10 protein-coding genes are annotated in these 11,868 nt (G+C 70.3%); 7 read left to right on the forward strand and 3 right to left on the reverse strand.

Annotation, left to right across the window (positions count from 1 at the left end; genetic code table 11):
* Window positions 1-8: 8 nt before the first annotated feature.
* Window positions 9-902, reverse strand: coding sequence for a glycerophosphodiester phosphodiesterase family protein (locus ACGF3J_RS28030; RefSeq protein ID WP_161330126.1), 894 nt, complete (start codon window positions 900-902; stop codon window positions 9-11).
* Between the two features lie 290 nt (window positions 903-1,192).
* Between ACGF3J_RS28030 and ACGF3J_RS28035 the strand changes: the two genes are divergently transcribed.
* From ACGF3J_RS28035 to aroQ, 7 genes are all read left to right on the forward strand, one after another.
* Window positions 1,193-2,071, forward strand: a complete 879-nt coding sequence (locus tag ACGF3J_RS28035) for an MHYT domain-containing protein (RefSeq protein WP_161330125.1) — start codon at window positions 1,193-1,195, stop codon at window positions 2,069-2,071.
* A 40-nt stretch (window positions 2,072-2,111) separates the two neighbouring features.
* Window positions 2,112-4,253 carry an excinuclease ABC subunit UvrB gene (gene uvrB / locus ACGF3J_RS28040; protein WP_161330124.1) on the forward strand — a complete coding sequence of 714 codons (2,142 nt, stop codon included), beginning with the start codon at window positions 2,112-2,114 and terminating at the stop codon, window positions 4,251-4,253.
* Window positions 4,254-4,394: 141 nt separating this feature from the next.
* Window positions 4,395-4,973, forward strand: coding sequence for a TerD family protein (locus ACGF3J_RS28045; RefSeq protein ID WP_122615064.1), 579 nt, complete (start codon window positions 4,395-4,397; stop codon window positions 4,971-4,973).
* A 125-nt stretch (window positions 4,974-5,098) separates the two neighbouring features.
* Complete coding sequence (locus ACGF3J_RS28050) at window positions 5,099-7,138, forward strand: TerD family protein (RefSeq protein WP_161330123.1); 2,040 nt, start codon at window positions 5,099-5,101, stop codon at window positions 7,136-7,138.
* A 257-nt stretch (window positions 7,139-7,395) separates the two neighbouring features.
* Window positions 7,396-8,394 (forward strand): TerC/Alx family metal homeostasis membrane protein, encoded by a 999-nt coding sequence (locus ACGF3J_RS28055; protein WP_161330122.1) that lies wholly within the window; start codon window positions 7,396-7,398, stop codon window positions 8,392-8,394.
* A 152-nt stretch (window positions 8,395-8,546) separates the two neighbouring features.
* Window positions 8,547-9,647 (forward strand): calcium:proton antiporter, encoded by a 1,101-nt coding sequence (locus ACGF3J_RS28060; protein ID WP_161327396.1) that lies wholly within the window; start codon window positions 8,547-8,549, stop codon window positions 9,645-9,647.
* Between the two features lie 93 nt (window positions 9,648-9,740).
* Window positions 9,741-10,214, forward strand: a complete 474-nt coding sequence (aroQ, locus tag ACGF3J_RS28065; RefSeq protein WP_161327397.1) for a type II 3-dehydroquinate dehydratase — start codon at window positions 9,741-9,743, stop codon at window positions 10,212-10,214.
* Window positions 10,215-10,423: 209 nt separating this feature from the next.
* On the opposite strand, the gene ACGF3J_RS28070 is transcribed toward aroQ, so the two are convergent.
* Window positions 10,424-11,080, reverse strand: a complete 657-nt coding sequence (locus ACGF3J_RS28070; protein ID WP_161327398.1) for an MBL fold metallo-hydrolase — start codon at window positions 11,078-11,080, stop codon at window positions 10,424-10,426.
* Window positions 11,081-11,129: 49 nt separating this feature from the next.
* Window positions 11,130-11,816, reverse strand: a complete 687-nt coding sequence (locus ACGF3J_RS28075; RefSeq protein WP_161327399.1) for a maleylpyruvate isomerase family mycothiol-dependent enzyme — start codon at window positions 11,814-11,816, stop codon at window positions 11,130-11,132.
* Between the last annotated feature and the right edge of the window lie 52 nt (window positions 11,817-11,868).

Consider the following 11,868-nt stretch of genomic DNA (forward strand, 5'->3'; position numbering starts at 1 on the left):
GACGGGGGTCAGCGTGCGAACTGGTCCGCGTCCTCGCCGACGGCGTCCCGCACCACGTCCGGCTTGTTGGTGATGATGCCGTCGACGCCGTACCCGGCCGCCCGCCGGGCGGCGGCAGCGGTGTCCACCGTCCAGGTCAGGACCTCCATCCGCTTGCCGTGCGGCCCCTTGAACGCGTGTACCGAGGCCACGTAGGACAAGGAGAGGGAGCCGTGCGAGGGATTGATCTGGTCCGTGAACTCGGCGTACTCGGGCAGGTCGGACACGAGAGGCGTGCCGAGGAAGCCCGTCTTGACGGCGGGCTTGAGCTCGTGAACCGTCCGGATGCTGTCCGCGCTGAAGCTCTGCACCACCAGCCGGCCGGTCACATGGCGGCGGTCGAGCCAGCCCTCGTTGGCAAGCACCTTGAGGGTCTGCTGCTCGATGCCCGGGTACAGGCCGGGGCTCTTCAGCTCCAGCAGCAGCTTCTGGTGGTTGTGCTCCACACGGTTCACGTACTGCTTCAGCGTCGGCACGCGCGCGCCCGCGTACCGGGACCCGAACCAGCTCCCCGCGTCCAGCCGCGCGATCTCCGCGGCCGTGAAGTCCTTCACCTTCCAGGGGGACCGGTCGGGGAAGACCTCCTCCACGTCGGTGGTGCGCCGCAGGTCGTCGTCGTGCATGACGACGAGTTCGCCGTCCTTGGTGCGCTGGACGTCGTTCTCGACCCAGCGGATGCCCAGCTGGGCCGCCTTGTCGACGGCGGCCAGCGTGTTCTCCGGCGCGTACGCCGAAGCTCCCCGGTGCGCGACGACCGTGGGCCCGTCGTCGCCGGTCCCGGTGTCACGGGCGTGCGAGAGGGGCGCCGTCAGGGCGACGCCCAGAAGCGCGGTGGTCGTGACGGCAACTGTGCGCACGTGCATGCGTACTCCTCGCGTCGAGCGATCACGGACAGCTCCACTGTGACACCGGAGAGTCAACGGAAGGGGGGTGCAGAATGGCCACTGGCTGAATGGAGTTGCTCAACTACGCTCACCAGGGCGGCACAAGTGGGGCGAGGCCGTGATTCTTTGCCGGAGAATCGTTCGACCATTCCGGTGGGCGTCATACTCTCTGCCTCGGCCCCGGTCGTTCGCTCAGGCCCGCGAAAGGGTGCACATCAGAAGAATCCGGGACTCCACCGGGGCGTAAGAAGGCGGAAGGGCAGCCGCAGATGCAAGGCACGGTCGACGGATTCAACTACGGACTCGTCACACCACTGGTGGCCTACCTCATGGCGTGCCTCGGCGGTGCCCTCGGTCTGCGCTGCACCACGAGGGCCATGCTGGTCACCCGTTCCTGGCGCCCCGGGTGGCTCGCCCTGGGCTCGGCGGCGATCGGCTCCGGCATCTGGACCATGCACTTCATCGCGATGATGGGGTTCACGATCGAGCACACGCCCATCCGCTACGACTGGCTGATGACCTTCGCCAGCCTGGCCGTCGCCATCGTGATGGTGGGGATCGGGATCTTCATCGTCGGCTACCGCGGCGCCCGAGGGACCGCCCTGTTCACCGGCGGCACCGTCACCGGTCTGGGGATCGCCTCGATGCACTACCTGGGTATGGCCGGGATGCACCTGGACGGACAGCTGACCTACAACACGTTCACCGTGTCCGTGTCCGTCGTCATCGCCATGGCCGCCGCCACCGCCGCACTGTGGGCGGCCGGACAGGTCCGGGGCTTCCTGTGGAGCGTGGGTGCCGCCCTGATCATGGGGCTGGCCGTCACCGGCATGCACTACACGGGCATGGCCGCCCTCGACGTCCATGTCAGCGGCACGTCCGAGCCCAGTGTCGGGGGGTCGCCCGCCGAGCTCCTCGCCCCGATGCTGATCGGGCCCCTCGCCTTCCTCGTCCTGGCCGGCGTCGTCGTTCTGCTCGACCCGCTGATGGTCATGGGCCAGCCCGCCGCCCCGCCCGTCGAGCGGAAGCCCGGCATCCCCGCCCACTCCGAGATCCCGCGCACGATCCACCGTCCGGCCCGTCACCCGGCCCGCCACCTGCGCCGCCCCCTCGCCCACCGGCGCTCCCGCACCCCGCAGAACCGCTGATCCGGACCCGTTGTCAGTGCGGGGTCGTACGGTGGAACCCATGCGGCCCGTTTCCCAGATCGAACGCACGGTGGCGCCCTTCGAGGTCGTCAGCCCCTACCAGCCGAACGGCGACCAGCCGGCGGCCATCGCCGAGCTGGCCCGGCGAGTCGAAGCAGGCGAGAAGGACGTCGTCCTGCTCGGCGCGACCGGCACCGGCAAGTCCGCCACCACCGCGTGGATGATCGAGAAGCTCCAGCGGCCCACCCTGGTCATGGCGCCGAACAAGACCCTGGCCGCCCAGCTGGCGAACGAGTTCCGCGAACTGCTGCCGAACAACGCCGTCGAGTACTTCGTCTCGTACTACGACTACTACCAGCCCGAGGCCTACGTCCCCCAGTCGGACACCTACATCGAGAAGGACTCCTCGATCAACGAGGAGGTGGAGCGGCTGCGGCACTCCGCGACCAACTCCCTGCTCACCCGCCGGGACGTCGTCGTGGTCGCCTCCGTCTCCTGCATCTACGGCCTGGGCACACCCCAGGAGTACGTGGACCGCATGGTCCCCCTCCGGGTGGGTGAGGAACACGACCGGGACGAGTTGCTGCGCCGCTTCGTCGACATCCAGTACACGCGCAACGACATGGCCTTCGCCCGCGGCACCTTCCGCGTGCGCGGCGACACCATCGAGATCTTCCCGGTCTACGAGGAGCTCGCCGTCCGCATCGAGATGTTCGGTGACGAGATCGAGGCCCTGTCCACCCTCCACCCGGTCACCGGCGAGATCATCAGCGACGACCAGCAGCTCTACGTCTTCCCCGCCTCCCACTACGTCGCGGGCCCCGAGCGCCTGGAGCGGGCGGCCAACGACATCGAGAAGGAGCTGGCCGAGCGCCTGACCGAGCTGGAGAAGCAGGGCAAGCTCCTGGAGGCCCAGCGACTGCGGATGCGCACGACGTACGACCTCGAGATGCTCCGCCAGATCGGCAGCTGCTCCGGGGTGGAGAACTACTCGATGCACTTCGACGGCCGCCTCCCCGGCTCCCCGCCGAACACGCTGCTGGACTACTTCCCGGACGACTTCCTGCTCGTCATCGACGAGTCGCACGTCACCGTGCCGCAGATCGGCGCGATGTACGAGGGCGACGCCTCCCGCAAGCGCACCCTGGTCGACCACGGCTTCCGGCTGCCCTCCGCGCTCGACAACCGCCCGCTGAAGTGGGAGGAGTTCCAGGGGCGCATCGGACAGACCGTCTACCTGTCCGCGACCCCGGGCGCCTACGAGCTCTCCCGCTCGGACGGCGCCGTGGAGCAGATCATCCGCCCCACCGGCCTCGTCGACCCGGAAGTCGTCGTCAAGTCCACCGAGGGCCAGATCGACGACCTGGTGCACGAGATCCGCAAGCGGACCGAGAAGGACGAGCGGGTCCTGGTCACCACCCTCACCAAGAAGATGGCCGAGGACCTCACCGACTACTTCCTGGAACTGGGCATCCAGGTCCGCTACCTGCACAGCGACGTCGACACCCTGCGCCGCGTCGAACTGCTGCGTGAGCTGCGTGCCGGTGAGTACGACGTCCTGGTCGGCATCAACCTGCTGCGGGAGGGCCTCGACCTGCCCGAGGTCTCCCTGGTGGCGATCCTCGACGCCGACAAGGAGGGCTTCCTGCGCTCCGGCACCTCGCTGATCCAGACCATCGGCCGCGCGGCGCGCAATGTCTCCGGCCAGGTCCACATGTATGCCGACAAGATCACGCCGGCGATGGAGAAGGCGATCGACGAGACCAACCGCCGACGCGAGAAGCAGGTCGCGTTCAACAAGGCGAACGGCATCGACCCGCAGCCGCTCCGCAAGAAGATCAACGACATCGTCGCGCAGATCGCCCGCGAGGACGTCGACACCGAGCAGTTGCTCGGCTCCGGCTACCGCCAGGTGAAGGAGGGGAAGGGCGCCAAGGCCCCCGTGCCCTCCCTCGGCGGCCAGGCGGCAGGTGCGAAACCGGCCAAGGGCAGGGGCAAGACCAAGGAGACGGTGCCGACCGACCGTCCCGCCGCGGAGCTGGCCGAACAGATCGAGGAACTGACCAACCGCATGCGGGCGGCCGCGGCCGACCTCCAGTTCGAGATCGCGGCCAGGCTGCGCGACGAGGTCTCCGAGATGAAGAAGGAACTGCGTCAGATGAAGGAGGCGGGCCTGGCCTGAGGGCCCGGCCGGGCACGCGCTGTGTTGCAAGACCGACACAAAGTGCGGACCGGGGTGGGGCACTGTCAGTGCCCCTGCGTAGGGTTCAGGTCAACCGCGGGCTCCGCGGCAACAGGGGACAGTTCGAGAGGGGATCAGCGCGTGACCGTCAACATGACCAAGGGTCAGGCCATCAGTCTGCAGAAGAACGACGGCGGCAGCCTGACGTCGGTGCGCATGGGTCTCGGCTGGCAGGCGGCTCCCCGGCGCGGCCTGTTCGGCTCCCGCACCCGGGAGATCGACCTGGACGCCTCCGCGGTCCTCTTCGCGGACAAGCAGCCGGTCGACGTCGTCTTCTTCCGCCACCTGGTGAGCGACGACGGCTCGGTCCGCCACACCGGGGACAACCTGGTCGGCGGTGTCGGCCAGGGCGGCGACGACGAGGCGATCCTCGTCGACCTCCAGCGCATCCCGGTCCACATCGACCAGATCGTCTTCACCGTGAACTCGTTCACCGGCCAGACCTTCCAGGAAGTGCAGAACGCGTTCTGCCGCCTGGTCGACGAGACCAACGGGCAGGAACTCGCCCGCTACACGCTGGCCGGCGGCGGCGCCTACACGGCGCAGATCATGGCCAAGGTGCACCGCGCGGGCCAGGGCTGGTCGATGACCGCCATCGGTACCCCGGCCAACGGCCGCACCTTCCAGGACCTGATGCCGGCGATCCTGCCGGTCCTCTGACGAGCGACGAAGCCGGAATGCCGGTCCCGCGAGGGGCCGGCCGAACACCCCGTCCCCCCAGCGGGACGGACGAGCGCCGCACGGCACATCACGAGTGACGCACGAGTGACACAGGGGGACAGGCGATGACGGCCGAGCTGACGCGGGGACAGAACCACCCGCTTCCCCGGACCCGTCTGGAGATCCGGGTCTCGGCCGGCACGCCGATCGTGGCCGGAGCCACGCTCGGCGATGAGAACGGCGCGGTCCACGGGGTCGAGTGGGTGGCCCACCCGGGCACCCCCACCCTGCCGGGCCTGGAGGTCTCCCGGCAGGCGGCCGCCGACCACCGCCTCGCGGTGGACCTGGACGCACTCCCGGACACCGTGCACCGCGTCAGCGTGCTGCTCGCCCTGCCCGCCGCAGGGCAGGGCCCGGTCCGTTTCGGAGCCGTCGCCGCCCCCTTCGTGGCGGTCACGGACCTCGACGGCGACGAAGTCGCCAGCTACACCGTCACCGGCCTGGACCGCGAGTCCGCGCTCGTCGCCCTGGAGCTCTACCGGCGCCAGGGCGCGTGGAAGGTGCGCGCCGTCGGCCAGGGCTACGCGGGCGGCCTCGCCGAACTGCTCACCGACCAGAACCTGCCTCAGGCCCACCAGCTCGCCGGGACCATCCACGAGGCGGTGGCGCGCGGGCTGGCCCGATCGGTGCCGGCCCCTCCGGCCCGCGCCGCGGACGCCGACCGCCCCCGGCAGACCGCCGCCCCGGCGCACGGTCCCGACCACGGCGCCGCACCCCAGGGCACTCCCGGCCCCGTACCGCCGGTGTCCCCGTACGACACCCAGGGCCCCGCCGGCCCGCAGACACCTGGCGGGCCGGGACAGCATGGGACGCAGCAGCCGTACCTGGGCGGCACGGGCGACCCCGCACCGGCCGGCCAGGCGTCCACGCCCGCCGGCGGCGGCCCGATCGACTACAGCCACCCGCGCCGCCAGAACGCGGCCCCGCCTCCGCCCCCGCCGGCCGTGCCCCCGGCCGAACCGGGCCGGCCCGCCCGGCCCGTCGCCGGTGACGCCACCGGCTGGTCCATGGAGGAGCGGCTCTACAACCAGGTGTGGGGCATGTTCGAGGACCTGTCCCGCACCACGGCCGCGTACCGCAGCGCCGTCGACTTCGCCGACTCGCGCATGGAGAAGGAACTCGACCAGGCCCTCTCCGACCCGCGCAGCCGGATCGGCGGACAGGGAGACGCCGCCCGCGAGGCGGCACGTGCCCGGCACGACCAGTTGGTCTCCCAGGCCAGGGAGGTCCTGGACCGGGACGTCGCCCAGCTGGTCGCCGAGGCCGAGGTCGTCGAGCCCGCCCTGCCCGCGGCGTTCGCGCGCTGGGACAACCCGGTCTGGCACGCCTACCGCGTCCCCATGGAGATACCGATGGCCCTGCGGCTGGGCGATCTCCATCTGCCGGAGGCCGACCGCGTACGCATCCCGCTGCTGATGCGGCTGCCACTGGAGCGCGGTCTGTGGATCGACAGCGGGCGTTCCGCCTCGCTCGACGGTTCGGTCACGGACTCCCACGAGACGCGGCGGCTCGGCCTGGAGACGGCGGTCGCGCACGCGGCCCGGCTGCTCGCCGTGTACCCGGCGGGCGAGTTCACCGTGCACGTCATCGACCCGGCCGGATCCGGTGCTCAGCCGCTGGCACCCCTCGTGCAGACCGGAGTGCTCGCCGCCCCGCCCGCACTCGGCGCGGCAGGGACGGCGGACGTCCTGGCCCGCCTCACCCAGCGCGTCGACCTGGTGCAGATGGCCTTGCGCGGCGGTGCTCCCGACGCGCTGCCGCCCGGTGTAGACACCTCCCAGCAACTCCTGATCGTCAACGACTTCCCGCACGGCTTCGACGACCGGGCGGTGAACCAGCTGCGCTACCTCGCCGACGAGGGGCCGGCCGTCGGCGTCCACCTGATGATGGTCGCCGACCGGGAGGAGTCCGCGGGGTACGGGCCGCTGCTGGACCCGCTGTGGCGTTCCCTGCTCCGGCTGACACCGGTGCCCGACGACCACCTGGCCGACCCCTGGGTCGGGCATGCGTGGACGTACGAGCCGGCGCTCGTGCCGCCCGGCAGCCAGGTGCTCCAGCAGGTCCTCGCTCAGGTCGCGGCGGCCCGCCGTCCGTGGGGCGGGTAAAGGCCCCCGAGCTGGGCTTTTGAGCGTAATTTGCGAATCTCTTTACCTTCCCTTGGGGAATGGGGTACTGTCGTCCGTACGGAGGGGAGTACTCCCTGTCTGTGCGGCGACCCCGTCAATACGGATCAGGCCAGATCCCGGGGCGTCGGCCCGTGGGTTTCCGCGGACGCATCGCGCGTTCCGGATATCCGGGGTGGAAGAGACCTCCGGCAGCGACGACGCTGACATTTGCCGTGTGACGCACTGCCGGAGGCGTAGTGGAAGTTTCTGTGACCCTGTGGGTCCTGACCATCGTGGGCCTCGCCGCCCTCATCGCGGTCGATTTCTTCATCGGCCGCAAGCCGCACGACGTATCGATCAAGGAAGCGGGGATCTGGACGGTCGTCTGGATCGTCCTCGCGGGCCTCTTCGGAGTCGGCCTGCTCCTCTTCGGCGGCGGCCAGCCCGCCGGCGAGTTCTTCGCGGGCTTCATCACCGAGAAGTCCCTCAGCGTGGACAACCTGTTCGTCTTCGTCCTGATCATGGCGAAGTTCGCGGTGCCCTCGCAGTACCAGCAGCGCGTGCTGCTCATCGGTGTCCTCATAGCCCTGGTCCTCAGGGCGATCTTCATCGCCGCGGGCGCCGCGATCCTTGCCAGCTTCGCGTGGGTCTTCTACATCTTCGGTGCCTTCCTGATCTGGACCGCCTGGAAGCTCATCCAGGAGGCCCGGGCCGACGAGGAGGACGAGGAGTTCGAGGAGAACAAGCTCCTCAAGGCCGCCGAGCGCCGCTTCGGTGTCGCCGACCGATACCACGGCACCAAGCTGTGGATCGAGGAGAACGGCAAGCGGATCATGACCCCGATGCTGGTCGTGATGCTCGCGATCGGCACCACCGACGTGCTCTTCGCGCTCGACTCCATCCCGGCGATCTTCGGTCTGACCCAGGACCCGTACATCGTGTTCACGGCCAACGCGTTCGCCCTGATGGGTCTGCGCCAGCTGTACTTCCTCATCGGCGGTCTGCTGAAGAAGCTGGTCCACCTCTCGTACGGCCTGTCGGTCATCCTGGGCTTCATCGGCGTCAAGCTGGTGTTGCACGCCCTGCACGAGTCCGGGGTGCACGTTCCCGAGATCAGCATTCCGGTCTCGCTCGGCGTGATCTGCTCCGTCCTGATCATCACCACGATCACCAGCCTGCGGGCCTCCAAGAAGCAGGCCGAGGCGGAAGCGGTGGCCGGGAGCGACGACGCCAAGAAGGACAGCGTCGAAGCGTGACCGGACACGGTCCGATCCCCTGTCGGTCGTAGGCCGGTCGTAGACGACCACCACCGGGAGCGGCGGGCGGCGAAGAGCCGCCCGCCGCTCCCCGTTCGCCGGTCCGTGTGACAGAGAATGCGGGGTGCGTCGCCCTCTGCGACGATCACCGCATGATCACGCGTCCCAGGGAGCTCATCACGCAGTGGACGGCCCTCAGTCCGATGGCCGCGGTGGTGCTGCTGATCCTCACCTGGGGACGCGATCTGCCCGGAGCCCTGGTCGCGCTGATGACGGTCGTCCTCGCGATGGCCGTCCTGGCCGCCGTGCACCACGCGGAGGTCGTGGCCCACCGGGTCGGCGAACCCTTCGGTTCCCTGGTCCTCGCCGTCGCCGTGACGGTCATCGAGGTCGCGCTCATCGTGACGCTGATGGTGGACGGCGGCGACAAGAGCGCCACCCTGGCCAGGGACACGGTCTTCGCCGCCGTGATGATCACTTGCAACGGCGTGGTGGGCCTCAGCCTCCTGGTCGGTTCCCTCCGGCACGGCATCGCCGTGTTCAACCCCGAGGGCACCGGCGCCGCCCTCGCGACGGTGGCGACCCTGGCCACCCTCAGCCTGGTGCTGCCCACGTTCACCACCAGTGCGCCCGGCCCGGAGTTCTCCACCGTGCAGCTCACCTTCGCGGCGCTCTCCTCGCTGATCCTCTACGGCCTGTTCATCGCCACCCTGACCGTGCGGCACCGCGACTACTTCCTGCCGATCACCCGGCACGGCGAAGTGATCACGGTCGAGGAGCACGCCCACGCACCGTCCGCCCGTACCGCCCTGATCAGCCTGGTGATGCTGGCCCTGGCGCTGATCGGCGTCGTCGGACTGGCGAAGGGGGTGTCGCCGACCATCGAGGACGGAGTGGAGGCCGCCGGGCTGCACCATGCCGTGGTCGGCGTCATCATCGCCCTGCTGGTGCTGCTCCCCGAGACCATCGCCGCGGTGCGTTCCGCGCGCCGCGACCGGGTGCAGACCAGCATGAACCTCGCCCTCGGCTCCGCGATGGCGAGCATCGGCCTGACCATTCCCGCGGTCGCCCTGGCCTCCGTCTGGCTCACCGGGCCGCTGGTCCTGGGCCTGAGCGCCATCCACATGGTGCTGCTCGCCCTGACCGTGGTCGTCGCCTCGCTGACCATCGTGCCCGGGCGGGCCACCCCCCTCCAAGGAGGAGTCCACCTGGTGCTGTTCGCGGCGTACTTGGAGCTCGCGATCAATCCGTAGACGGAGGGGACGGCCGGTCGGGGCGCCGTGATAGACCGGGGGCCGAGCAGCGGTCGCGCAAGGGCCGCCGCACCCTCACGGACCGGAGGAACCGTGCCCCGCACCCTGGCCAACGCCCCGATCATGATCCTCAACGGCCCCAACCTGAACCTGCTGGGCCAGCGACAGCCGGAGATCTACGGCTCCGACACCCTCGCCGACGTCGAGGCACTGTGCGTGAAGACGGCGGCGGCACACGGCGGCACGGTGGACTTCCGCCAGTCCAACCACGAGGGCGAGTTGGTCGACTGGATCCACGAGGCCCGGCTGAACCACTGCGGGATCGTGATCAACCCCGCCGCCTACTCGCACACCTCCGTGGCCGTCCTGGACGCGCTCAACACCTGCGACGGGCTGCCCGTGGTGGAGGTCCACATCTCCAACATCCACCAGCGCGAGCCGTTCCGGCACCACTCCTACGTCTCGCAGCGCGCCGACGGAGTCATCGCGGGGTGCGGTGTGCAGGGATACGCGTTCGCCGTGGAGCGGGTCGCCGCGCTGGCCGGGACGGGACAGGCCCGGACCTGAGCCCGCCGGGGCCGCCGGCCGGGGGCGGGACTCGGGAGACCGGCGGCCCGTACCGCACGGGAGCCGTCATCCCGCGCGGGGCTGCCTCCAGTGGACCGTCCCCGCCGGCCGGCGGGGAGCGCGCGAAGAGCACCGGTGTGTGCGAACGCGTCACACGGGGCGCGCACGCCGGTTCCGAGCGCGGGGTGTCCGCGCCGCGTTTCCGTCGGTCACCAGCCGCGAGCGCGCCACTCCGGCAGGTGCGGCCGCTCCGCGCCGAGCGAGGTGTCGTTGCCGTGCCCGGGATAGACCCACGTCTCGTCCGCGAGCACGTCGAAGACCTTCGTCTCCACGTCTCGGAGCAGGCTCGCGAACGCCTCCGGGTCCTTGTGTGTGTTGCCCACACCGCCCGGGAAGAGGCAGTCCCCAGTGAACACATGGGGGTGCCCGTGCGGGTCGTCGTACACCAGGACGATGGACCCCGGCGTGTGGCCGACCAGGTGGCGTGCGGTGAGTTCCACCTGCCCCACCCGGATCGTGTCCCCGTCGTCGACCGCGACGTCGGTCGGCACCGGGATGCCCTCCGCGTCGTACCGCCCGGCGTGGGTGCGGGCGCCGGTGGCGGCGACGACCTCGGCGAGTGCCTGCCAGTGGTCGCCGTGGCGGTGAGTGGTGACGACGGACGCGATGCCGTCGTCACCGATCGTGCCCAGCAGGGTGTGCGCGTCGTTGGCGGCGTCGATCAGCAGCTGCTCGTCGGTGGCCCGGCAACGCAGCAGGTAGGCGTTGTTGTTCATCGGGCCGACCGCGACCTTGGTGATCATCAGGTCCTTGAGCTCGTGCACGTCGGCGGGCCCGCCGACCGTCACCTCTCCGCTGTACGTCATGACGGCCAGCCTAGCTCCGGGATGCGGTCCGCGGACCGCGGTGTACGGGCTACAGCGGCGGGAGTTCCGGCAGCGGGCCGCCCGTCACCGTGAGCGCCGTGCCCTCTCGGCGCCCGGCGAGCCAGCCGAGCAGGTCGGCCGGGGAACCCGTCACCGTCACCTCCGGTGCGTCCGCCTCACGGCCCGTGCGCCACGCGTGCGTACCGTCGGTCAGCCGGGTGGGCGGCACGTCCGGGTGCCCACTGAAGCGGGCGGCGAGGAAGTCGGTCTCGCGCCCGGTGAACTCTGCCGGAAGATCCTCCAGCTCGTACCCGATGCCCAGGTCCACGTGGTGCAGCTCCACCTCGACCCACCGCCGGAACGGCACCCGGGACGCGGAGTCGGTGACACCGTTGCGCAGCTCCACCGTGCGGGACCAGTCCGCGGGAGCCGCACCGGCCGCCTGGAACCCGGCCGCGCTCTCGCGGACGTCCGCGAGCTGGGCGTCGAGGGACCGCGGGGCGTCCCGCTCGATGTCGGCGTCCCGGGCCTCGCCGGAGACGTACATGGGGCGTCCTTCGAGGACGTTCACGAGGGCGTCGGCGTTGCGGGCGAGGTGGGCGAGCACGTGGCCGCGGGTCCAGCCGGGAAGCCGTGACGACTCCGTCACGGACGCGTTGTCCAGTTTCCCGACCGCGGTGAGCAGCCGCTCGGTCGCTTCACGTACAGACGCCAGGTCATGAGCGTGATCAATCATGGTGCTGACCCTAGACCGGGCCACACCTTCGGGTGAAGGTCGTGGACGACGC

This window comes from Streptomyces sp. NPDC048171 (assembly GCF_043202655.1).
In the GTDB taxonomy this organism is placed as follows: domain Bacteria; phylum Actinomycetota; class Actinomycetes; order Streptomycetales; family Streptomycetaceae; genus Streptomyces.

Excerpts from the sequence above, each read along its gene's own strand:
- ACGF3J_RS28060 (WP_161327396.1), top strand. The coding sequence starts at position 8,547 with ATGATCACGCGTCCCAGGGAGCTCATCACGCAGTGGACGGCCCTCAGT.
- ACGF3J_RS28050 (WP_161330123.1), top strand. The coding sequence starts at position 5,099 with ATGACGGCCGAGCTGACGCGGGGACAGAACCACCCGCTTCCCCGGACC.
- ACGF3J_RS28075 (WP_161327399.1), bottom strand. The coding sequence starts at position 11,816 with ATGATTGATCACGCTCATGACCTGGCGTCTGTACGTGAAGCGACCGAG.
- uvrB (WP_161330124.1), top strand. The coding sequence starts at position 2,112 with ATGCGGCCCGTTTCCCAGATCGAACGCACGGTGGCGCCCTTCGAGGTC.
- ACGF3J_RS28035 (WP_161330125.1), top strand. The coding sequence starts at position 1,193 with ATGCAAGGCACGGTCGACGGATTCAACTACGGACTCGTCACACCACTG.
- ACGF3J_RS28030 (WP_161330126.1), bottom strand. The coding sequence starts at position 902 with ATGCACGTGCGCACAGTTGCCGTCACGACCACCGCGCTTCTGGGCGTC.
- ACGF3J_RS28070 (WP_161327398.1), bottom strand. The coding sequence starts at position 11,080 with ATGACGTACAGCGGAGAGGTGACGGTCGGCGGGCCCGCCGACGTGCAC.